General features: G+C 73.4%; 21 protein-coding genes. 14 read left to right on the top strand and 7 right to left on the bottom strand.

What is annotated here, in order from left to right:
- The first annotated feature begins 9 nt into the window (after positions 1–9).
- The 4 genes from B0I33_RS25765 to B0I33_RS25750 are packed head-to-tail and all read left to right on the top strand — an operon-like array spanning position 10 to position 2,901.
- A complete protein-coding gene (locus B0I33_RS25765) occupies positions 10–618 on the top strand; it encodes a hypothetical protein (RefSeq protein ID WP_106181481.1) in 609 nt (202 codons plus the stop codon).
- Positions 619–621: 3 nt separating this feature from the next.
- The gene (locus tag B0I33_RS25760; protein WP_106181480.1) at positions 622–1,614 is read left to right on the top strand and encodes a C40 family peptidase; all 993 of its coding nucleotides are present in this window, start codon (positions 622–624) and stop codon (positions 1,612–1,614) included.
- Positions 1,615–1,629: 15 nt separating this feature from the next.
- A complete protein-coding gene (locus B0I33_RS25755; protein ID WP_106181479.1) occupies positions 1,630–2,643 on the top strand; it encodes a hypothetical protein in 1,014 nt (337 codons plus the stop codon).
- Positions 2,644–2,691: 48 nt separating this feature from the next.
- Positions 2,692–2,901 (top strand): hypothetical protein, encoded by a 210-nt coding sequence (locus B0I33_RS25750; RefSeq protein ID WP_106181478.1) that lies wholly within the window; start codon positions 2,692–2,694, stop codon positions 2,899–2,901.
- 13 nt (positions 2,902–2,914) lie between these two features.
- Here the strand turns inward: B0I33_RS25750 and B0I33_RS25745 are convergent, their stop codons facing one another.
- A complete protein-coding gene (locus B0I33_RS25745; RefSeq protein WP_106181477.1) occupies positions 2,915–3,859 on the bottom strand; it encodes an ATP-binding protein in 945 nt (314 codons plus the stop codon).
- Between the two features lie 113 nt (positions 3,860–3,972).
- Here B0I33_RS25745 and B0I33_RS25740 point away from each other — a divergent pair, with 113 nt between their 5' ends.
- From B0I33_RS25740 to B0I33_RS25730, 3 genes are read left to right on the top strand one after another with little or no spacing between them, the layout of a single operon-like run.
- Positions 3,973–5,388: an RNB domain-containing ribonuclease gene (locus B0I33_RS25740; protein ID WP_146147562.1), complete on the top strand. Its 1,416-nt coding sequence runs from the start codon at positions 3,973–3,975 to the stop codon at positions 5,386–5,388.
- Between the two features lie 7 nt (positions 5,389–5,395).
- Positions 5,396–5,770 (top strand): DUF4326 domain-containing protein, encoded by a 375-nt coding sequence (locus tag B0I33_RS25735; RefSeq protein ID WP_106181476.1) that lies wholly within the window; start codon positions 5,396–5,398, stop codon positions 5,768–5,770.
- 5 nt (positions 5,771–5,775) lie between these two features.
- Positions 5,776–6,549, top strand: a complete 774-nt coding sequence (locus B0I33_RS25730) for a helical backbone metal receptor (RefSeq protein ID WP_106181705.1) — start codon at positions 5,776–5,778, stop codon at positions 6,547–6,549.
- Here the strand turns inward: B0I33_RS25730 and B0I33_RS25725 are convergent.
- Complete coding sequence (locus B0I33_RS25725) at positions 6,530–7,957, bottom strand: aldehyde dehydrogenase family protein (RefSeq protein ID WP_106181475.1); 1,428 nt, start codon at positions 7,955–7,957, stop codon at positions 6,530–6,532. The two genes, B0I33_RS25730 and B0I33_RS25725, sit on opposite strands and share 20 nt — an antisense overlap.
- A complete protein-coding gene (gabT, locus tag B0I33_RS25720; protein WP_106181703.1) occupies positions 7,954–9,291 on the bottom strand; it encodes a 4-aminobutyrate--2-oxoglutarate transaminase in 1,338 nt (445 codons plus the stop codon). Before gabT ends, B0I33_RS25725 begins: the two co-directional genes overlap by 4 nt.
- Positions 9,292–9,367: 76 nt before the next feature.
- Here gabT and B0I33_RS25715 point away from each other — a divergent pair, with 76 nt between their 5' ends.
- On the top strand, positions 9,368–10,819 hold the full coding sequence (locus B0I33_RS25715; RefSeq protein ID WP_106181474.1) for a PucR family transcriptional regulator: 1,452 nt from the start codon (positions 9,368–9,370) through the stop codon (positions 10,817–10,819).
- A 13-nt stretch (positions 10,820–10,832) separates the two neighbouring features.
- On the opposite strand, the gene B0I33_RS25710 is transcribed toward B0I33_RS25715, so the two are convergent.
- Together B0I33_RS25710 and B0I33_RS25705 are read right to left on the bottom strand one after the other, a co-directional pair.
- Positions 10,833–11,546 (bottom strand): cache domain-containing protein, encoded by a 714-nt coding sequence (locus B0I33_RS25710; protein ID WP_106181701.1) that lies wholly within the window; start codon positions 11,544–11,546, stop codon positions 10,833–10,835.
- A 78-nt stretch (positions 11,547–11,624) separates the two neighbouring features.
- Positions 11,625–12,368: a FadR/GntR family transcriptional regulator gene (locus tag B0I33_RS25705; RefSeq protein ID WP_181193455.1), complete on the bottom strand. Its 744-nt coding sequence runs from the start codon at positions 12,366–12,368 to the stop codon at positions 11,625–11,627.
- 100 nt (positions 12,369–12,468) lie between these two features.
- On the opposite strand from B0I33_RS25705, the gene B0I33_RS25700 reads away from it, so the two are divergent.
- From B0I33_RS25700 to B0I33_RS25680, 5 genes are all read left to right on the top strand, one after another.
- Positions 12,469–13,890, top strand: coding sequence for a gamma-aminobutyraldehyde dehydrogenase (locus tag B0I33_RS25700; protein WP_106181473.1), 1,422 nt, complete (start codon positions 12,469–12,471; stop codon positions 13,888–13,890).
- Positions 13,891–13,911: 21 nt separating this feature from the next.
- Positions 13,912–15,009: an ABC transporter ATP-binding protein gene (locus B0I33_RS25695; protein ID WP_106181472.1), complete on the top strand. Its 1,098-nt coding sequence runs from the start codon at positions 13,912–13,914 to the stop codon at positions 15,007–15,009.
- 31 nt (positions 15,010–15,040) lie between these two features.
- Positions 15,041–16,252 (top strand): ABC transporter substrate-binding protein, encoded by a 1,212-nt coding sequence (locus tag B0I33_RS25690; RefSeq protein WP_106181471.1) that lies wholly within the window; start codon positions 15,041–15,043, stop codon positions 16,250–16,252.
- 220 nt (positions 16,253–16,472) lie between these two features.
- Complete coding sequence (locus B0I33_RS25685) at positions 16,473–17,264, top strand: ABC transporter permease (RefSeq protein ID WP_245901103.1); 792 nt, start codon at positions 16,473–16,475, stop codon at positions 17,262–17,264.
- A gap of 12 nt (positions 17,265–17,276) precedes the next feature.
- Entirely contained in the window at positions 17,277–18,083 is an 807-nt protein-coding gene (locus B0I33_RS25680) for an ABC transporter permease (RefSeq protein ID WP_181193454.1), read from the top strand.
- A 1-nt stretch (position 18,084) separates the two neighbouring features.
- On the opposite strand, the gene pip is transcribed toward B0I33_RS25680, so the two are convergent.
- Both pip and panB read right to left on the bottom strand, forming a co-directional pair.
- Entirely contained in the window at positions 18,085–19,041 is a 957-nt protein-coding gene (pip, locus tag B0I33_RS25675) for a prolyl aminopeptidase (protein WP_106181469.1), read from the bottom strand.
- 143 nt (positions 19,042–19,184) lie between these two features.
- Positions 19,185–20,063, bottom strand: a complete 879-nt coding sequence (gene panB / locus B0I33_RS25670) for a 3-methyl-2-oxobutanoate hydroxymethyltransferase (protein ID WP_106181468.1) — start codon at positions 20,061–20,063, stop codon at positions 19,185–19,187.
- Positions 20,064–20,269: 206 nt separating this feature from the next.
- Here panB and B0I33_RS25665 point away from each other — a divergent pair, with 206 nt between their 5' ends.
- A complete protein-coding gene (locus B0I33_RS25665; protein WP_106181467.1) occupies positions 20,270–20,932 on the top strand; it encodes a DUF998 domain-containing protein in 663 nt (220 codons plus the stop codon).
- Position 20,933: the final 1 nt, after the last annotated feature.

The raw sequence follows: 20,933 nt of genomic DNA, 5'->3' as shown, positions 1-20,933 counted from the left end.
GGAGCGGGCATGCCGATCCGAACCCACCGGGGCAGGGCAGCGGTCTACCGGAGGCTGTGGGGCTGGCCGCTGCGCTCGCCGACGCACCTCGCGGGGGCGCTGGTCCTGCTCGTCGCGCTCGTCGTGGCGGCGGGCATCCTCGTGCCCCGCGTCTTCGGCGAACCCGCCGGGGCCGGCACCGGGGACGGGCGGTCGCCGGGGACCGGGGACCGCCCGGGCTACTCGGACTACGTCGCGGACCCCGCGGACGGCGGGAGCAGGCTGCCCACCCGGCTGTCGGAGCCGCTGGAATCACCGACCTCGGCGCCGCCCGAACCCGCGGCACTGCGGGTCGCCGAGCAGTGGGCGACCGCCTGGGTGAACCACCCGAAGGGCATCAGCAACGAGCAGTGGCTGGAGAACCTGCGGCCGCTCACCACCGAGGAGTACCTGCCGAGGATGGAGAGCGTGAACCCGGCGAACATCCCGGCCACCAGGGTCACCGGAGAGCCGGAGGTCACCAGCTCCTTCACCAGCTCCGTCGACGTCACCATCCCGACCGACGGGCCCGCGCTGAGCCTCACCGTGGTACGCACCAACGCGGGCTGGCGGGTCGCGCAGTACGACGCCGCGGAGTGACCCGTGCGCGCCGGTCTGTTCCTCGCCTTCGTCACCGCTGGCGTCGTCGCCGTCCTGCTGGCCGCGGGCACCGTAGCGATCATCGACAGCCAGCGGCAGCAGGCGCTCGGCGTCACCCCGCTGAGCTGCGACGCCGCGATCGGACCCACCCAGCCAGGGCAGGGCGACATCGGTGCCGCCGACGCGGCCAACCTGACCGAGGAGCAGCGCGCGATCGTGTCGCTGATCATCTCGATCGGCAAGAAGCGGCAGCTCTCGCCGAGGGCGTGGCAGATCGCGATCCAGGCGGGCATGACCGAGTCCGGCCTGCGCAACCTGCACTACGGCGACCGCGACTCGCTGGGCATCTTCCAGATGCGGCCCTCGATGGGCTGGGGCACGGTCGCGCAGGTCACCAACCCGCCGTACCAGGTCAACAAGTTCTACGACGTGCTGCTGTCGATCCCCGGCTGGGAGACGATGCGGCCCGGCGACGCCGCGCAGGCGGTGGAGCGCTCGGCCTTCCCGGACCGCTACCACAAGTGGGAGCCGATGGCGGTCCACCTCGTGGAGAACATGGGCGAGGTGGTGGACGCCACCGGTTGCGGCGAGGGTCTCGGCGCGGCGCTGCCGCCGAACAAGGCCGCCGCGGCCGCCATCGAGTTCGCGCTCGGCGAGCGGGGCAAACCCTACGTGTGGGGTGCGACGGGACCGGACTCCTACGACTGCTCGGGCCTCATGCTCCGGGCGTACGAGGCGGCGGGGATCACCCTGCCGCGGGTGTCCCGCGACCAGTACAAGGCGGGCGCGATGCTGCCGGTGGAGAAGGCGCAGCCGGGCGACCTGCTGTTCTGGGCGTACGACGAGACTGACCCGAAGACGATCCACCATGTTGCGATGTACCTGGGCGACGGGAAGATCGTGGAAGCCCAGCAGAGCGGGGTCCCCGTGCACGTCCGCGACGTCTCGTTCGACGAGGCGGAGCTGGTGGCACAGGCGATCCGGCCCGGTGTGTGAGGAGGCTGTCGAGAAGTGGCCAGGAAGTGGGGCAAGCGCGGGAAGGGCAAGCGGGATCCCGCGCTGGACGTCGACCCGCGTGCCATGTTCGGTCCACCGCCGCAGCCGCGGAGCGCGCCGCCCGCGTCGAGCACGCCGCTCGCGGACCACCTCGGCCGGGGCTGGCCCGGCGTCGACGGCGGCTACATCGTGCTGCCGCGCTCGCTCGCGGAGGGCATGCCGCTGCCCTGGCAGCAGCAGCTGGTTCACCTGCTCGCACAGTTCCACGACACCCACGCCCGGCTGTCGTGGCCGGTGTACCGGGTGGTGCCGTCGCGTCCGGAGCGGCTCGTGGACCTTGACGAGGATCAGCTCGCGGAGGCGGGCTACCTGGTGGAGATCGACACGGACGGCGAGATGGTCTACCGCGAGCGCAACGGCCGCAAGGTCGAGCGGCCCGAGGAGACCACCGTGCTGGTGTCCTGTCTCGACCCGATCCCGCCCCGGACCCGGCAGCAGGCAGGCCCCGAGCAGCAGGGCGGGGCCCGCACCGGCCCCGCTCCGATGAACATCGGCCCGCAGCCGGTGTGGCGCACCACGGGACAGACGGCGCGACCCGTGCCCGCGCCGCCGCTGCCCCCGCCACCCACCGCGCCCGCGGTGGCCGAGCCGCGCCCGGCCGAACCGCCCCGGCCGGACCAGGGCGGCGAGCAGGCCCGGCCCGCGGAACCGGGGGAACCGGGGGGACCGCCCGCGCCGTCCGCGTCGTCAGCGCTGGGGGAGCAGCCGCCGCAGCGGCACCAGCCCGCGCCGCCGGAAACACCGGAAACACCGGAAACGCCCGAAACCCCGGAGCAGCCCGCCGCCGAACCGCCGCGGTCCGAGGTGCCACGGCCCGCGGAGCCGAGCACGCCGCCGGGAGGTGTGCACAGGCCACGCGGCTGGTTCGACGAGATGCCGTCGGACCCGGAGCCGGGGACGGGCCGGGGCGGCGGCGAGTTCGGGCCCACCGGGGAGCCCACGGAGATCCCGTACCGCTACCGCCACTGAGCGGCGCGAGCGGTGGCCTTCCCCGGCCGCGCGTGCCACGCTCGGATCATGGCCACGGACACGAACGACCCGAACCCGGATACCGGCTGGTGGTACAACACGCGGACGGGTGAGGTCGAGCACGGCAATCTGTCGCGCTCGATCGACCGGCTGGGGCCCTACCCGGACGAGGCGACGGCTCGCCGCGCCCTCGAGATCGCCCGTGAGCGCACCCGGCAGGCCGACCGGGCGGACGCCGAGTGGCGCGGGGACGACTGACCGGCCCGGTCGGCTACCCGCGCACGAGCGGGCCCGGTACGAACTCCGGGTCGACCTGCTCGGCCAGCTCCCGGCCTGCCCAGGCCCGCGCGTTGCGCAGGTGGAACTCCACCGCCTGCGCCTGGTACCGCGCCCAGTCCCGCGTTTCGGCATCCACAGTGGACAGCATCGTGCGCAGCGTGCCGAGGTTGTGCGGCTCCAGCTCGCCGATCGGCCTCGGCCGCCCGCGCTCGGCCGCCCGCACGTGCTTCGAGGCCGAGACCCAGCCCAGCAGGTCGTCGCCCACCTGCTGGTGCAGGAACTCCACGTCCTCGGCGTCGGTCACCTTGTTGCCGACCACCGCGAGCCGGATGCCGAAGTCCCTGGCGTAGTCGGTGTACTGCCGGTACACGCCCACGCTGCGCACGGTCGGCTCGCAGACCAGGAACGTCACGTCGAACCGGGTGAACAGGCCGGACGCGAACGCGTCGGCGCCCGCGGTCATGTCCACCACCACGTACTCGCCCGGCTCGTCGACGAGGTGGTTCAGCAGCAGCTCGGCCGCGCCCACCTTGGAGTGGTAGCAGGCCACGCCCAGGTCGTCGTCGGCGAACCGGCCGGTCACCGCCAGCCGCACGCCGCCGACGTCCCGCACGCACGCGTCGGTGATCGGGTTGTCCTCGCCCAGCGTCAGCAGCCGCGAGCCGCGGCCCGGCGGCGTGGTCTTGATCATGGCGTCCGCGCTGGGGATCCTCGGGTTGTCGCCGCGCAGGTAGTCCTTGATCAGCGGCAGGTGGTCGCCGAGCGTGGGCAGCGCGGCGGCGTCCTCCTCGGACGCCCCCAGCGCCACCGCGAGGTGCTGGTTGATGTCGGCGTCGATGGCGAGCACCGGGTGCCCCGCGTCGCCGAGGTACGCGGTGAACAGTGCGGCCAAGGTGGTCTTGCCACTGCCGCCCTTGCCGACGAAGGCAACTTTCACTGCCGACTCCTGAAAGTGGTTCTGGTTTTCATTGTCTTCGATCGCAAGGTACACCCGGGTGGCCCACACCCGAACGGGCCATCTCGGCGGCGCGATCGCGTTAGGGTGCGAATGTGGCACTCGTGGTCCGCGCCTCGGGCGGCAGCGACTTCGCCTCGCTGCGCGCCGAGTTCGAGCTGCCGGAATCCTTCCCGGCCGAGGTGCTGGCGGAGGCCGGGGCCGTGGCGGGCGACCCGGCCGAGTTCGCCGGCGGCCGGGAGGACGCCACCGACCTGCCGTTCGTGACCATCGACCCGCCGGGGGCGAAGGACCTGGACCAGGCGGTGCTGGTCGAACGCCGCCGGAACGGCGGTTTCCGCGTCCGCTACGCCATCGCCGACCTGGCCGCGTTCGTCCCGCCCGGCGGGCCGATCGATCGGGAGGCACGCCGCCGGGGGCAGACGCTGTACCTGCCGGACGGCAACGTGCCGCTGCACCCGCCCGAGCTGTCCGAGGACGCGGCCAGCCTGCTGCCCGGCCGGATCCGGCCCGCCGTGTTGTGGACGATCGACACCGACTCCGGTGGCGAGCCGACCGCCGTGGACGTCCGGCGGGCGCTGGTGCGCTCGGTCGAGCGGTTCGACTACGAGACCGTGCAGGCCGGCCTGGCCTCGGGGGAGGAGCATCCCTCGATCGCGGCGCTGCCTGAGCTGGGCAGGTTGCGGCGCGGGCTGGCGGTCGAACGCGGTGCCGTCGAGCTGCAGCTGCCGGAGCAGGAGATCGTCGGCGACGGCGACGGCGGCTGGCTGCTCGCCCAGCGGCCACGCACCGACGTCGACGCGTGGAACGCGGAGATCTCCCTGCTCACCGGGATGTCGGCGGCCGCGATCATGCTGCGGGCCGGGATCGGCGTGCTCCGCACGCTGCCCGACGCCGATCCCGGCGCGGTGGACTGGCTGCGCCGCTCGGCGTCGGCGCTCGGCATCGAGTGGCCCGGGGAGACGAGCGTCGCCGAGCTGCTCGCCGGGCTCGACCCCGAGCGGCCGGAGTCCCTCGCGCTGTACGCGGGCACCACCCGCCTGCTCCGCGGCGCGGGCTACACCGCCTTCGACGGGAACGACCCCGAGATCGCCACGCACGCGGGCATCGGCGCCCCGTACGCCCACGTCACCGCGCCGATCCGCAGGCTCGTCGACCGCTTCGCCACCGAGGTCTGCCTCGCCGTCACGCACGACCGGCCCGTGCCGGAGTGGGTGCGCGCGGCGCTCGCCGAGCTGCCCGACCTGATGAACGCCTCGGACAACCGCGCCGCCCGCGTCGAGCGGGCCTGCCTCGACCAGGTGGAGGCGTGGATCCTCGCCGAGCACGTCGGCCGGACCTTCGACGCCGTGGTGCTGCGGGCCGAGGAGAACCGCGCCGAGATCCTCATCGAGGACCCGCCGGTGCTGGGGCGGTGCACGGGCACCGGCTTCCCGGACAGCGGCCGTATCCCCGTCCGGCTGACCTCGGTGGACCCCGTGGCCCGCAAGATCTCCTTCGAGCGAGCGTGACCGGACGATGAGCGAGAACTGGACGGGAACCGAGACCGAGCTGCGCGACCGAGTTCGCGCCGGGCACAGCGTGGTGGTGAACGTGCGGAAGTCGGGACCGCACCGGCACCTCGTCCCGTGGCTGGTCGACCACGGGCTGCTGGTTTACGTGGGACACGCCGGCCACCGGCACTCCTGGCCGGAGTCCGACTTCGCGAACCCGTTCGTCAAGGAGGGCAAGACCGACCGCGAGGCCATGCTCCGCCACTACCGGGAGTACCTCGCCGAGCGGCCGGACCTGCTGCGCCGCCTGCGCGACGGCGAGCTGTCCGGCTACGCCCTCGGCTGCTGGTGCGCTCCCCGGCCCTGCCACGCCGACGTCCTGCTGGAGTACTGCGCATGACCGGCCTGATCGACGACCTCGGCGCCGACGTCCCGCTGACCGCGCCGCCGCGGCGGGTGGTGTCCCTCGTGCCCGCGCTGACCGAGGCCGTGGCGACCACCGTGCCCGGGGTGCTGGCGGGCGCCACCGACTACTGCACCCACCCGCCGGACCTCGGCGTGCCCCGCGTCGGCGGGTCGAAGTACCCGAAGGTCGACGCCGTGCTCGACCTGCGCCCGGACCTGGTGCTCGCCAACTCCGAGGAGAACCGGCCCGGGGACGTGGCCCGCCTGCGCGAGGCGGGCGTACCGGTGTGGGTCATGGCGGCCCCGGGCACCGTGCCGCAGGCGCTCGGCTCCCTGCGGGCGCTGCTCACGAGCGCCTTCGGCGTCCCGGCCCCGGACTGGCTCGCCGAGGCGGAGCGACGGTGGGCGCGGCCGAGGCCGGTGCGGGCACGGGCGCTCGTCCCGGTGTGGCGCAAGCCGTGGATCGTGCTCGGCCGCGACACCTTCGGCGGCGACGTGCTGCACCGGCTCGGCGTCGCCACCGTGTACTCCGCCCACGCGGAGCGCTATCCCCGCCCGAAGATCGGGGAGCTGCGCGCCCGGTTCGCCGAGGGCGCGGCCGACCTGCTCGTCCTGCCCGACGAGCCGTACGAGTTCACCGCCGACGACGGTCCGGAGGCCTTCCCCGGCGTGCCGTACGTGCTCGTGTCCGGCCGCTACCTCACCTGGTACGGGCCCTCGCTCGTCGACGCCCACCGGGAGCTGGACGCCGCGATCACAGCGGCAGTCCGGTGAGGACGGTCACCCGCTCCTCGGTGAGGTCGGCCATCGCCGCGGCCGGGCCCTCGCGGCCCACGCCGGAGTCCTTCACCCCGCCGTAGGGCATCTGGTCGGCGCGGAAACTCGGCACGTCACCGACGACGACGCCGCCGACGTCCAGGGTGGCCGCGGCCTCGAAGGCCGTTGGCAGGTCGCGGGTGAACACCCCCGCCTGCAGGCCGAAGCGGGAGGCGTTGACCCGCTCGAACGCCTCGGCCACCGACGCCACCGGGTTCACGCACACCACCGGTCCGAACACCTCGTCGGCCATCACCGCGACGTCCTCCGGCACCTGCGCGAGCACCGTCGGCTCCACGGTGGCGCCGGACCGCCTGCCACCCGCGAACCGGCGCGCCCCCGCGGCGACGGCCTCGTCCACCCACGCCGTCACCCGCTCCGCGGCGGCGGTGTCGATGAGCGGGCCGACGTCGGTGCCTGGCGCGCGCGGGTCGCCGGTGCCCAGCGCCGCGACCTTCGCCAGCACGCGTTCGGACAGCTCGTCGAAGACGTCGGCGTGCGCGTACACCCGCTGCACGGAGATGCACGACTGGCCCGCCTGGTACATGGCGAACGTCGCGATGCGCTCCGCGGCGAGGTCGAGGTCCGTCCAGTCGGGACAGACGACGACCGCGGCGTTGCCGCCCAGCTCCAGTGCCACGTGCTTGCGCGGTACCGCGTCCCGGATGCGCCAGCCCACCGGCACCGAGCCGGTGAACGACACGACGGGCAGGCGCGGGTCGGCGACCAGGCCGGCGGCCACGTCGTTGCCGACCGGCAGGATCGACCAGCTGCCCGCGGGCAGCGCGGTCTCGGCGAGGATGTCGCCGAGCGCGAGCGCCGTCAGCGGGGTCGCGGGCGCCGGTTTGAGCACGATCGGCGCGCCGACCGCGAGGGCGGGCGCCACCTTGTGCGCCACCAGGTTCAGCGGGAAGTTGAACGGCGTGATGCCGAGCACCGGACCGCGGGGCACCCGGCGCACGAGGGCGAGCCGCCCGGTTCCGCCCTGGTCGGTGTCGAGCCGCTGCAGCTCGCCCGAGAACCGCCGGGCCTCCTCGGCGGCCCACCGGAACGTCGACGCGGCGCGGCCCACCTCGGCCCGTGCCCACCTGATCGGCTTCGCCGACTCGGCGGTGATCAGGGCGGCCAGCTCGTCCGCGCGCTCGGTGATGGCGCGCGAGACGTGGTCGAGCGCGGCGGCCCGGACGTGCGCGGGCAGCGCCGCGGTCTCCCGGCGTGCGGAGTCGGCGGCCCGGACGGCGGCCTCGACGTCGGCGGCGGAGGGCACGTGGTGCGTGCCCGCGACGCCACCGTCGTAGGAGTGGTGGACGGTGGCGGTCCCCCCGCCTGCCACGGGCTTGCCCGCGACCCAGAACGGCGCGGTCACCGGCCCGCCTCCGCCCGGACGGCCCGGTCCAGCACGGAAAGGCCCTCGTCGAGCAGGTCGTCCGGCAGCACCAGCGGCGGCAGCAGCCGGACGACGTTGCCGTGGGTGCCGCAGGTCAGCACCACCACACCGGCCTGGTGGCAGGCCGCGGCGACCCGCCGGGTGACGTCCGGGTCGGGCTCGTCCGTGCCCGGCCGGACGAACTCGGCGGCGAGCATCGCACCCCGGCCTCGCACGTCGCCGATGATCCCCGTCTCGTCCGCCAGCGCGCGCAGGCGCGGCAGTGCCGTCTCGCCGATGCGCCGGGCCGCGGCGGCCAGGTCGCGGGTGCGCAGGGTCTCGATCGCGCCGAGCGCGGCGGCGCAGGCGATCGGGTTCCCGCCGTAGGTGCCGCCGAGCCCGCCGGGCGGGACGGCGTCGAGCAGGTCGGCGCGGCCGGTCACGGCGGCCAGCGGCAGCCCGCCCGCGATGCCCTTCGCCGTGGCGACCAGGTCGGGCACCACGTCCTCGTGCTCGCTGGCGAACCAGTCCCCGGTGCGGCAGAAACCGGTCTGCACCTCGTCGGCGACGAACACGGCACCCTGCTCGGAACACCAGCGGGACAGCGCGGGCAGGAAGCCCGGCGCGGGCTCGACGAACCCGCCCTCACCCTGGATCGGCTCGATCACCACGGCGGCCACGGAGTCGCCGCCGACCTGCTTGTCGACGCGGTCCAGCGCGGCCGCGGCGGCCTGCTCGCCGGTCAGCCCGTCGCGGTACGGGTAGGAGCCCGGCACCCGGTACACCTCCGGGGCGAACGGGCCGAAACCGTGCTTGTACGGCACCGACCTGGCGGTCAGCGCCATCGTGAGGTTGGTGCGGCCGTGGTAGGCGTGGTCGAACACCACGACCGCCTGCCGTCCGGTGGCCACGCGGGCGATCTTCACCGCGTTCTCGACGGCCTCGGCCCCCGAGTTGAACAGCGCCGAGCGCTTGGCGAAGTCGCCGGGGGTGAGTTCGGCGAGCGCCTCGCACACCGCCACGTAGCCCTCGTAGGGAGTGACCATGAAGCAGGTGTGCGCGAACCGCTCCGCCTGCTCGCGCACGCGGTCCACGACGGCGGGCGCGGCGTGCCCGACGTTGGTCACGGCGATGCCCGAGCCGAGGTCGATGAGGGTGTTGCCGTCGGCGTCGGTGAGCAGTCCGCCGCTGGCGGAGGTGACGTACACCGGCAGCACGGAGCTCACGCCCGCCGCGACGGTGGCCGCGCGCCGCTCCTGCAGCGCGCGGGAGGCCGGGCCGGGGATCTCGGTCCGCAGGCGCGCCGAGGTGGCTGGTGTGGTCGAGGCCGTCATGTCACCCAGCATGGGCCGGCGAACCGGGGACGTCAGCCTGCCGGAATGGCGAACCGGCGGGCTAAGATTCGCCAACATGGCACTGACCCTGCGCGGCCTGGCCGCCCGGCCCTCGCTTGGCCTGCGCGTCCGCGCGGGTGCGGCCGGGCTCGACCGCGGGATCGCCTGGGTGCACCCCACCGAGCTGGCCGACCCGACGGCGTTCCTCGACGGCGGCGAGCTGCTGCTCACCACCGGCCTCACCCTCGGCGCCGAGCCGGCCGCCGACTACGTGGACCGGCTCGTGGCGGCGGGTGTGGCCGGGGTGGGCTTCGGCAGCGGTCTCAGCCACGACGAGGTGCCGCCCGCGCTGGTCGCGGCGGCGGGGGAGGCGGGGCTGCCGCTGCTGGAGGTGCCGAGGCGCACGCCGTTCATCGCCATCACCAAGGCGGTGTCGGCGGCCGTGGCCGCGGACGAGTACGCGGCCGTCGTGCGCACGGGCCGGGGACAGCAGGAGCTGACGCGCACCGCGCTCGCCCGCCGGGGGCCCGGCGCGCTCGTGCGCAAGCTCGCGCGGCTCGTCGACGCGTGGGTGCTGTTGCTCGACGGCAGCGGAGCCGTGCGGGAGGCGGCGCCCGCCGCCGCCCGGTCCCGCGCCGGTGCGCTGCGCGGCGAGCTGCGGCAGGCGGGCAGCGGGTCCCTGGTGACGACGGTGGGCGGCGACGAGGTGCTGGTGCAGGCGCTGGGCAGCCGGGGGCGCGGGTTCCTCGCGGTGGGCTCGCCGCACCGGCTGGACAGCGCCGACCGGCACGTCGTGACCACGGCGGCGTCGCTGCTGTCCCTGGCGCTGGAGCGGGACCGCGCGCGGGGGGAGAGCCTGCGCGGGTTGCGGTCCGGGCTGGCCGGGCTGCTGCTGGGCGGGCAGGCCGGACTGGCGCTGGAGACGATCGGCACGGTGTTCGGCGCCGTGGCCGGACCACCGTGGACGGTGACGGTGCTCGCCGGTACCGCACGGGCCCGCGCCGTCGCCGTCGAGTTGCTGGAGACCGAGCCCACCGGGGCGTTCTTCGCCGAGTACGACGGCGCCGTGCTGGTGCTCGGCGCCGAGCGGGACGCCGTGCGGGTCGCCGAAACCGCGGGCCTGCACGCGGGTGTCTCACCGTCCACAACGGACGTCGCGGCGGGGTACCGGCAGGCGAGGGCGGCCGCGGAGGCGGCGCTCGCCGAGCGCAGGCCCGTGCTGCGCTTCGCCGAGCACGCGGGTGGCGGGCTGCTGGAGCTGGTCGGGCCGGACCGGGCGCGGGCCTTCGCCGACGCGCTGCTCGGCCCGCTGCGCGACCATGCCGGGACGGGGCGCGGTGAGCTGGAGGATTCGCTGCGGTGCTGGCTGGAGCACAACGGGCACTGGGACCGGGCCGCGGCGCGGCTGGGCGTGCACCGGCACACTTTGCGCAACCGCATGGCGAAGGTGGCGCGGCTGACCGGAAGGGACCTCGACCGCCCCGGCACCCGCGCCGAGTTCTGGCTGGCCCTGCACGCGGGCCCGTGAGCGCGGGCCGTGGTCAGGGCGAGACGAGCAGGGCGATGGGGGCGTCCCCGCAGCGGCGCAGGGTGACGCCGTCGGTCACCATCGGTTCGGCGCCGCCGCTCCACCACGCCGGGATGTCGATCGCCCGCACCAGCGAGCCGGTCGCCTGCCGGGCGCTGTTGGAGACCACGACCCGGCCCTGGGCGTTGACCAGTGCCGCGCGGCCGGGGAGCCCGCGCAGCCTCGGCCGCAGCACGTGTTCCAGCTCCCGGACGAAGACGTCGGCCCCGACCACGCCCGCGAACCTGCCGCCGGGGCGGACCGGCACCGTGAAGGTCATCGTGTACTCGTCGGTGCACAGGTAGTCGACGTAGGGCCCGGTGATGTGCCTGCGGCCGGTGTCCCTCGGCACCGTGAACCACGACTGGCGGGTGTAGTCGAGGAAGTGGTCGCTCGCCGGGTCGAGGCTGACGCACAGCCGGCTGGGAGCGGCGTCGGAGGTCCTCGTCCACCACTCGAAGCCGAGCTCCTGGTCGGCGAGCGCGTGTGGTGCGGTGATGCAGCCCGCCCCGACGACGAGCCCGCGTGGCCCCGCCAGGATCCGCAGCACGCCGGGTCGCAGCCGGTCGAGGTCGGCCGCGCGCACCCCGGCCTCGCCCGCGCCGGCGAACAGCGCGTCGGCCTGCGTGACGAGCGGGGCCAGGCTGTCGAACACTCCCTCGACCAGTGCCGAGACCGCCTCGGCCATCTCGTCGCCGACCAGCGTGCGCGTGTTCTTCACGATGGATCCCACCTTGCGTCTCCTGCGATCGGGGCAGCTTAGGGCTCAGGGCGCCAAAAGGCCTAGGTGCAGCTCCGCCAACCGGTCGATCGCTGCCAAGATGTGTTCTTCGGTGAGCCTGCGGGCGAGCTCGCCGTCGGCGTCGGCGATGGCGTCGGTGATGGCCTGGTGCTCGGCGTAGGCGTCCTCGTGCGGCCCGGCGTCCCCGGTCGCGAGCCAGAGCAGGGCGCCGAGCTCGCCCTGCAGCCGCACCTCCTGGTGGGTCAGCCGCGGTGACTGCGCGGCGGCGGCGACCTCCAGGTGGAAGTGCCGCTCGGCGCGGGACGCCTCGGCGCCCTTCGCGTCGCGCAGGTCCTCCGTGGCCAGCTCCAGCCGCTCGACGTCCTCGGCGGAGCTGCGCTCGGCGGCCAGCCGGGCGGCCGCCCCCGCCACGGCGATGTAGTGGTCGCCGAGGTCGCGCAGGTCGGTCAGGGTCAGCGTGCGCAGCCGTTCCCGCAGGGAGGCCGCCGCCGGGTCGCGGGGCGCGCGGACGAAGCTGCCGCCGGTGCGCCCGCGCCGGGTCTCGACCAGCCCCTGCTGCCGCAGCGCCATGAGCGCCTCGCGCACGGTCACCGTCGAGACGCCGAACTGGCCTGCCAGTTCCGCCTCGCTGGGCAGCTGCTCCTCGTCGGCGAGCAGCCCGAGCGTGATGGCGTCGACCAGCCGTCTCGTGACGGCCTCCACCCGCCCGGTCTGGTCCAGCGGCGCGAACACCGCCGTGCGCGCACCGTGCGAGATCCGCTTCGCCATCGTCCCCTCGGCTCCTCGTCGAACGCCAGAACTCCCCGATGGAGGCAATCTTGCCCCAAAGTCTTGTCCTATTACATATGGAGTTATATGTTTTCGCGCCATGCGACAGCTCAAGCACTTCGTGGGCGGCGAGTACGTCGAGCCCGCTGGCGACACGGTCGCCGACATCATCGACCCGGTCACGGGGCAGCCGTACTGCGCCGCGCCGGTCGCGGGCGCCGAGGACGTCGACCGCGCCCTGCGCGCCGCGGCCACCGCCTTCGAGACCTGGCGGGACGCCACCCCCGCCGACCGGCAGCTGGCCCTGCTGCGCATCGCGGACGCGATCGAGTCGAGGGCCGACGAGGTCATCGGCGTCGAGTCGGCGGACACCGGCAAGCCGCTCGCGCTGACCCGCGCCGAGGAGCTGCCGATGGTGCTCGACCACCTCCGCTTCTTCGCCGGTGCCGCGCGGGTGCTGGAGGGCAGGGCCGCCGCCGAGTACCTGGCCGGGCACACGTCGTTCGTGCGGCGCGAGCCGGTCGGCGTGTGCGCGCAGGTCACGCCCTGGAACTACCCGCTGATGATGGCCATCTGGAAGATCGCCCCCGCGCTCGCGGCGGGCAACACCGTGGTGCTCAAGCCGTCGGACACCACCCCCGCCTCGACGTTGCTGCTGGCCGAGATCTGCGCGGAGTTCCTGCCCGCCGGGGTGCTCAACGTGCTCTGCGGCGACCGGGACACCGGCCGCGCGCTGGTCGAGCACCCGATCCCGGCCATGGTCTCGATCACCGGCTCGGTCCGCGCCGGCGTGGAGGTCGCCGGCGCGGCGGCCGCCGACGTGAAGCGGGTGCACCTGGAGCTGGGCGGCAAGGCGCCCGTGCTGGTGTTCGCCGATGCCGACGTGGCCGCCGCCGCCGAGGCCGTCGCCGCCGCCGGGTACTTCAACGCGGGCCAGGACTGCACGGCCGCCACCCGGGTGCTCGTGCACTCCTCGGTGCACGACGACTTCCTCGCCGCGCTGACCAGGCAGGCCGAGGGCACGCGCACCGGGCGTCCGGACGACCCGGACGTGGCCTACGGGCCGCTCAACAACGCCGACCAGCTCGCCAGGGTCTCCGGGTTCGTCGAGCGGTTGCCCGCGCACGCCACCGTCCACAGTGGCGGTCAGCGCGAGGGCGAGACCGGGTTCTTCTACCAGCCCACGGTGATCGCGGGCGTCCGGCAGGACGACGAGATCGTGCAGGACGAGGTGTTCGGCCCGGTGATCACGGTCCAACGGTTCGGCGACGAGGCGCAGGCCGTACACCTGGCCAACGACGTGCGGTACGGGCTCGCGTCGTCGGTGTGGACCGGCGACCACGCCCGCGCGATGCGGCTGTCCGCGCGGCTCGACTTCGGCTGCGTGTGGATCAACACCCACATCCCGCTGGTCGCCGAGATGCCGCACGGCGGCTTCAAGAAGTCCGGCTACGGCAAGGACCTCTCGCTCTACGGGTTCGAGGACTACACCCGCGTCAAGCACGTCATGACCGCGTTCTGACCGGAGGAAGGACAACCGACCATGTCGCCGAACCAGGCACCGTCCCTGGCGGTCCAGGACCCGGCAGGGGAGCGGGCGGGGCGCGACGCCGAACCCGCGGTGCGCCTGCGCGCGCTGCGCAAGGCGTTCGGGCCGGTCACCGCGGTCGACGGCGTCGACCTCGACATCGCGCAGGGCGAGTTCTTCTCGATGCTCGGGCCCTCCGGTTCGGGCAAGACCACCGTGCTGCGCATGATCGCCGGGTTCGAGCTGCCCACCAGCGGCACCGTCGAACTCGCCGGGCGGGACGTCAGCACGCTGGCGCCGTTCCAGCGGGACGTCAACACGGTGTTCCAGGACTACGCGCTGTTCCCGCACATGAACGTCCTCGCCAACGTCGAGTACGGGCTGCGGGTCAAGCGCGTGCCGAGGGCGCAGCGCAGGGAGCGCGCCCTGGAGGCCCTGCGCACGGTGCGGCTGGAGGACTTCGCGGGCCGCAAGCCCTCCCAGCTCTCCGGCGGGCAGCGGCAGCGGGTCGCGCTCGCCAGGGCGCTGGTGAACCGGCCGAGGGTGCTGCTGCTCGACGAGCCGCTCGGCGCCCTGGACCTGAAGCTGCGGCAGGCCATGCAGGTCGAGCTGAAACAGATCCAGCGCGAGGTCGGCATCACGTTCGTCTTCGTGACCCACGACCAGGACGAGGCGCTCACCATGAGCGACCGCATCGCGGTCTTCAACAACGGGGCGATCGAGCAGGTCGGCAGCCCCGTCGAGGTGTACGAGCGGCCGGCGTCGGCGTTCGTCGCCGGCTTCGTCGGAACGTCCAACCTGCTCAGCGGACCCGCCGCGGAGCAGGTGATCGGCAGGCGCGGGATCTACAGCATCCGGCCGGAGAAGATCCGCATCGACGCCGACCTCGCCGTCCCGGCGCAGGCGGGGGAGACCAGCGCGACGGGCGCCGTCACCAGCGTCGTCTACGCGGGCGCCACCGTCCGCTACGAGGTGTCGCTCGACGCGGGTGGTCAGCTCTCGGTCGTCCGGCCGAACGAGGGTCCCGCGGCCGACGCGCTGCGGCTCGACGGCAGCCGGGTCCGGCTCGTCTGGCGCGACGAGCACAGCTTCCGCGTCGCCGCCGGAAGTTGAGACCAATCCACAGGTGAAGGAGAGAGAACCGATGAACAAGCGCAAGACCGTCCGCCTGCTGGCGGGCCTGGCGTGCGTCGGCACGGTGCTGGCCTCGTGCGGCACCACCGGCGGCGACTCGTCGCAGGGTGCCCCCGGCGGCCAGGGCTTCCAGCCGCCGGACCTGGCCGCGCTGGAGACCCTGGGCGAGCCGGAGGGGCAGCTGAACATCCTCGCGTGGCCCGGCTACGCCGAGGACGGCTCCAACGACCCGGCCGTGGACTGGGTGACCCCGTTCGAGAAGGAGACGGGCTGCCAGGTCAACGTCAAACCGTTCGGCACCTCCGACGAGGCCGTCAACCTGATGAAGACCGGCGAGTACGACGTGGTGTCCGCCTCGGGCGACGCCTCGCTGCGGCTCATCGCCGCGGGCGACGTCGAGCCGGTCAACACCGACCTCATCCCGAACTACCCCGACGTCTACGACTTCCTCAAGAACAAGACGTGGAACAGCGTCGACGGCACGTCCTACGGCGTGCCGCACGGCTGGGGCGCGAACGTGCTCGCCTACCGCACCGACAAGGTGAAGCCCGCTCCCGACTCGTGGTCGGTGGTGTTCGACGAGAACTCGCCTTACCGGGGCAAGATCACCGCGTACGACTCGCCCATCTACATCGCCGACGCCGCGCTGTACCTGATGAAGCACCGCCCCGAGCTCGGCATCCAGAACCCGTACGCGCTGGACGACAAGCAGTTCACCGCCGCCGTGGACCTGCTGAAGAAGCAGCGGCCGATGGTGAGCGAGTACTGGTCGGACTACCTCAAGGAGAGCCAGGCGCTGAAGAACGGCGACGTCGTCGCCGGTACCGCCTGGCAGGTGACGGTGAACCTGACCGAGGCCGAGGGCGCCCCGGTGAGCTCCGTGCTGCCGTCCGAGGGCGCGACCGGCTGGTCGGACACGTGGATGGTGTCGGCGAAGTCGGAGCGCAAGACGTGCGCCTACCAGTGGCTGAACCACATCATCAGCCCGGAGGCCAACGCCGCCGTGGCCGAGTACTTCGGCGAGGCCCCGGCCAACCCGAAGGCCTGCGACCTCACCGAGGACCCGAAGCACTGCGACAACTACCACGCCGGTGACGCCGAGTACGCCTCGCAGATCTGGTACTGGACCACGCCGATCGCGCAGTGCGTCGACGGCCGGACCGACGTGAAGTGCAAGGACTACGGCGAGTGGACCCGCGCCTGGACGGAAATCAAGGGCTGACCGACCACCGGGGTCGTGAGTGAAGAACGTGGTGAGAACGACGTTCTTCACTCACGACCCCTGACCAGCGGGAATCGAGATGACGACGACGACCACGCCGCCTACCCCGCCCACGCCGCCCGCACCCGCCCCGCCCCGGCGGGCGCGCACGCTGGACACGGCGTCGAGCTTCCTGCACCGCACCCCGCGGCTGCGCCTCGGCCTGCTGCTGTCCGCGCCCATGCTCTGGCTCGGGCTGGCCTATCTCGGTGCGCTCGCGGCCCTGTTCGTGACCGCCTTCTGGCACACCAACACCTTCACCGGCGAGATCGTCCGCGAGTGGACGCTGGACAACTTCGTCACCCTGTTCACCAACGACGTCTACCGGACGATCACCGTGCGCACGATCGGCATCGCCGCGCTGGTGACCCTGGTCGACGCCGTGCTGGCGTTCCCGATGGCCTTCGCCATGGCCAAGTTCTGCTCGCCGAGGGCGCAGCGCATCCTGGTGATCGCCATCATGACCCCGCTGTGGGCCAGCTACCTCGTCAAGGCCTACTCGTGGCGGATCATGCTTTCCGGCAACGGGGTGGTCGACTGGTTGCTGGCACCGTTCGGTGTGGACAGTCCGGGCTACGGCCTGACCGCCACCGTGCTCACGCTCGCCTACCTGTGGCTGCCGTACATGATCCTGCCGATCTACGCGGGCCTGGAGCGGCTTCCGGACTCGCTCGTGGACGCGTCGGGAGACCTCGGCGCCCCGCCGTGGCGGACGTTCCGGTCGGTGGTGCTGCCGCTGACCTTTCCCGCGATCGTCGCCGGGTCGATCTTCACGTTCTCGCTGTCCCTCGGGGACTACATCTCGGTGCGCATCGTCGGCGGTGCCAACCAGATGCTCGGCAACGTCGTGTACGACAACATCGGCGCCGCGAACAACCTTCCGTTCGCCGCCACCGTCGCCACCGTGCCGGTCGTGATCATGCTTGGCTACCTCGCCGTCGTGCGCCGCACCGGCGCGCTGGACAACCTCTAGGAGCACCGCCCCATGACCGTTTCCCGGACCACGAGGATCGCGCTGTTCGGCGCGCTGGGCCTCGGCCTCGCCGTGATCTACTTCCCGCTGCTGGTGGTGCTGCTGAACTCCGTCAACGCCGACACCACGTTCGGCTGGCCGCCCTCGAGGTTCACGCTCGAGTGGTGGAGCCGCGCGGTCGGCAACCAGGGCGCGCTGGAAGCGCTGTGGACGAGCGTGCGCGCGGGCCTCGCCGCGACGGGGATCGCGCTCGTGCTCGGCACCATGGCGGCGTTCGCGCTCCAGCGGTTCCGGTTCTTCGGCCGGGACTCGGTGTCCCTGCTGATCATCCTGCCGATCGCGCTGCCCGGCATCGTCACCGGCATCGCGCTCAACAACGCGTTCCGCACGGTCCTCGGCATCGACCTCGGGTTGCTGACCGTCGTCATCGCGCACGCGACCTTCTGCATCGTGGTGGTGTTCAACAACGTCATCGCCCGCCTGCGCAGGCTCGGCGGCAACCTCGAGGAGGCGTCGATGGATCTCGGCGCCAACGGCGTGACGACGTTCCGGCTGGTGACGTTCCCCATGCTGCGCTCGGCGTTGCTCGCGGGCGGGTTGCTCGCCTTCGCGCTGTCGTTCGACGAGATCATCGTCACCACGTTCACGCTCGGCGCGGGCCTGGAGACACTGCCCATCTGGATCCTGAACAACCTGTTCCGGCCCAACCAGGCGCCGATCGTCAACGTGGTCGCCGCGGTGCTCATCGTCGTGTCGACCGTGCCGGTCTACCTGGCGCAGCGGCTCTCCGGCGACACCGCCAGCGGCGGCCGCATCTGAGTCACCGGCGCGCGAAACGGTCCGTGGCCGCGCGGAGGGCGGCGAGCACGCCGGGGTCGGTGACGGCGTGCCCGGCGCCCTCCACGAGCACCAGCTCGGAGCCCGGCCACGCGCGGTGCAGCTGGTACGCCGTCACCGGAGGGCAGACGGCGTCGAAGCGCCCCTGCACCAGCACCCCGGGGACGCCGGCGAGCGTGCCGGCGTCGCGAATCAGCCCGCCCTCGGGCAGCCACGCGCCGTGCGCGAAGTAGTGCAGCGCGATGCGGGCGAACGGCACCGCGAACGCGGGAGCGCCGTACCCGGCGGCGAATCCGGGCCCCGGCACGGTGGACACGATCGCTCCCTCCCAGCTGCTCCACGCCACCGCGGCCCGCTCGCGCACCGCGGGGTCGGGGTCGTCGAGCAGCCGCCGGTACGCGCCGAGCGGGTCGCCGTCCGCCCCGTCGAGCGGCGCGAGGTAGTCCGCCCACGCCTCGGGGAACAGGTGCGCCGCGCCACCGCGGTAGAGCCAGTCGAGTTCGCCTCGCCGGACCGTGAAGACGCCGCGCAGCACCAGCTCGGTCACCCGCTCCGGATGCCGTTGCGCGTAGGCCAGCGCCAGCGTGGCGCCCCACGAGCCGCCGAACAGCTGCCAGCGGTCGATGCCGAGGTGTTCCCGCAGCAGTTCCATGTCCGCCACCAGGTGCCAGGTGGTGTTGACGGACAGGTCGGCGGCGGGGTCGCTGACGTGTGGCGTGCTGCGCCCGGCGCCGCGCTGGTCGAACAGGACGATCCGGTAGGCCTCGGGGTCGAAGTGCCTGCGCGTCAGCGGTGAGCCGCCGGTACCGGGCCCGCCGTGCAGCACGACCACCGGTTTGCCGTCCGGGTTGCCGCTGACCTCCCAGAACACCTCGTTGCCTTCGCCGACGTCGAGCATGCCCTGCGCGTGCGGCCGGATGGCGGGGTAGAGCTCGTCCATGCGCCCACCCTGCCGTACCCGCCGCACTCCGCGGGCGCGGCGTCACCGAGCGCAGCCGGATCGCCGTCGCGACCTGTCCCCGCACGTCCTGAGTGGCCCGTTGCGGACACTTCTCGTCCGCAACGGGCCACTCAGGGCAGCCGTCAGTGGAAGGCGTGGTCGGCAGCGGGGAACTCGCCCCGGCGCACCTCGTCGGCGAACGCCCGTGCGGCGCCCGACAGCACACCGGCCAGGTCGGCGTAGCGCTTGACGAAGCGCGGCGCCTTGCCCCGGCGCAGCCCCGCCATGTCCTGCCAGACCAGCACCTGGGCGTCGCAGTCCGATCCGGCGCCGATGCCGATGGTGGGGATGTGCAGCTCGTGCGTCACGCGTTTGGCGACCTCGGCGGGCACCATCTCCATCACCACGGAGAACGCGCCTGCCTCCTGCAGCGCGACGGCGTCGGCGAGCAGCTCCTCACCCGCGGAGCCGCGGCCCTGCACCCGGTAGCCGCCCAGGTTGTGCTCGCTCTGCGGGGTGAACCCGATGTGCCCCATCACCGGCACCCCGGCCGACGTGATCGCCTCGACGTGCGGCGTGAACCGGCGCCCGCCCTCCAGCTTCACGGCGTGCGCGCGGCCCTCCTTCATGAACCGCACGGCCGTCTCGAGCGCCTGCTCCGGCGAGAGCTGGTAGGAACCGAACGGCAGGTCCGCCACCACCAGCGCCCGCTCGACCGAGCGGGTCACGGCACGCACGAGCGGGAGCAGCTCGTCGACGGTGACGGGGAGCGAGGTGTCGTAGCCGAACACGTTGTTGGCGGCGGAGTCGCCGACGAGCAGCACCGGGATGCCGGCCTCGTCGAACAGCTGCGCGGTGTACATGTCGTACGCGGTGAGCATGGGCCACGGCTCGCCGCGTTCCTTCATTTCCCGCAGGTGGTGGATGCGGACCCTCTTGCGCGGCGCGTCCGCCTGCGCCGAGGCGCCGGAACCGTACGGGGCGGTCACCTCGCCGGAGGCGCCGCTGCCAGTCGTGGACATCGTTGTCGACCGTCCTTCCCTCGAGGCCTCCGCGAGGTCCCCGGGTCTGTGGATCGCTGATGACATGAGCGTGGCACCGGGGACTGCGCGCTCCCAAGCCCCTGCGACCAGCTTCACACGGCGGCGTCCCGGCCGCAGCCGGGCCGTGACCAAACCGGTGGCGAATTCTTGTGCAGATGCACGTGCGCGCGTGATAGGAACTCGCCATGGCGTCGGTCTTCCACCGCTCGGCCACGCTCGTGGCGGTTCGCGTGGTGACCGTGACCATGCTGGGCCTGGCCGCGGTGGCGCTCCTGGGCTGGCTGGCCGAGTTCGCCCTGCCGACGGGGGTGTCCCCGCTGCGCGCGCCGCTCGGGGAGCTCACCGCCGACGGCAGGCCCTACCGCGAGGTGTTCCGGACCGCGGAGATCACCGCCGCCGTGCTGTTCGCGCTCGCGTGCCCGCCCCTGCTCCGGCTCGCTCCCGTGCACTGGCAGGCCAGGGCCACGGTCGGCGCCGTCTTCGTGTCCGCGATGCTGCTGCTGGCCCACGCCGTGTTCACGCTCGACTGCGCGCCGTCGGCCGGCGAGGTGTGCGCGGAGCCGTCGCTCGCGCACCGCGTGCACGAGGTCGTCACAGTGCTGCTGCACACGGGCTACGTGGTCGCCACCGTGGTGCTGATGCTGTGGTGGCGGCACACCTGGCGGGCCGTGGCGGGCACCGTGCTCGCCGTGCACCTGCTGGTGTGGCCCATGGGCGGGCTGCTGGAGGTGCTCGGCGCGGGGGAGCTGACGGGTGCGGCCATGCGCCTGCAGCTGCTGGCGGTGGCGTTTCTCGTCGGCGCCGCCATCGCGTACCTGCTCGACGTGGGCAGGACGGAACAGCCCTAGC

The sequence above is a fragment of the Prauserella shujinwangii genome, from assembly GCF_003001955.1.
GTDB classification, from domain to species: Bacteria; Actinomycetota; Actinomycetes; order Mycobacteriales; family Pseudonocardiaceae; genus Qaidamihabitans; species Qaidamihabitans shujinwangii.
This window is presented reverse-complemented; position numbering and strand designations above follow the sequence as displayed.

What these genes read in the sequence shown, in the direction of transcription:
- B0I33_RS25765 (WP_106181481.1), top strand. Translation starts at nt 10, where the DNA reads ATGCCGATCCGAACCCACCGGGGCAGGGCAGCGGTCTACCGGAGGCTG.
- B0I33_RS25750 (WP_106181478.1), top strand. Translation starts at nt 2,692, where the DNA reads ATGGCCACGGACACGAACGACCCGAACCCGGATACCGGCTGGTGGTAC.
- B0I33_RS25735 (WP_106181476.1), top strand. Translation starts at nt 5,396, where the DNA reads ATGAGCGAGAACTGGACGGGAACCGAGACCGAGCTGCGCGACCGAGTT.
- gabT (WP_106181703.1), bottom strand. Translation starts at nt 9,291, where the DNA reads ATGACGGCCTCGACCACACCAGCCACCTCGGCGCGCCTGCGGACCGAG.
- B0I33_RS25715 (WP_106181474.1), top strand. Translation starts at nt 9,368, where the DNA reads ATGGCACTGACCCTGCGCGGCCTGGCCGCCCGGCCCTCGCTTGGCCTG.
- B0I33_RS25710 (WP_106181701.1), bottom strand. Translation starts at nt 11,546, where the DNA reads ATGGCCGAGGCGGTCTCGGCACTGGTCGAGGGAGTGTTCGACAGCCTG.
- B0I33_RS25705 (WP_181193455.1), bottom strand. Translation starts at nt 12,368, where the DNA reads ATGGCGAAGCGGATCTCGCACGGTGCGCGCACGGCGGTGTTCGCGCCG.
- B0I33_RS25700 (WP_106181473.1), top strand. Translation starts at nt 12,469, where the DNA reads ATGCGACAGCTCAAGCACTTCGTGGGCGGCGAGTACGTCGAGCCCGCT.
- B0I33_RS25695 (WP_106181472.1), top strand. Translation starts at nt 13,912, where the DNA reads ATGTCGCCGAACCAGGCACCGTCCCTGGCGGTCCAGGACCCGGCAGGG.
- B0I33_RS25690 (WP_106181471.1), top strand. Translation starts at nt 15,041, where the DNA reads ATGAACAAGCGCAAGACCGTCCGCCTGCTGGCGGGCCTGGCGTGCGTC.
- B0I33_RS25685 (WP_245901103.1), top strand. Translation starts at nt 16,473, where the DNA reads ATGCTCTGGCTCGGGCTGGCCTATCTCGGTGCGCTCGCGGCCCTGTTC.
- B0I33_RS25680 (WP_181193454.1), top strand. Translation starts at nt 17,277, where the DNA reads ATGACCGTTTCCCGGACCACGAGGATCGCGCTGTTCGGCGCGCTGGGC.
- pip (WP_106181469.1), bottom strand. Translation starts at nt 19,041, where the DNA reads ATGGACGAGCTCTACCCCGCCATCCGGCCGCACGCGCAGGGCATGCTC.
- panB (WP_106181468.1), bottom strand. Translation starts at nt 20,063, where the DNA reads ATGTCCACGACTGGCAGCGGCGCCTCCGGCGAGGTGACCGCCCCGTAC.
- B0I33_RS25665 (WP_106181467.1), top strand. Translation starts at nt 20,270, where the DNA reads ATGGCGTCGGTCTTCCACCGCTCGGCCACGCTCGTGGCGGTTCGCGTG.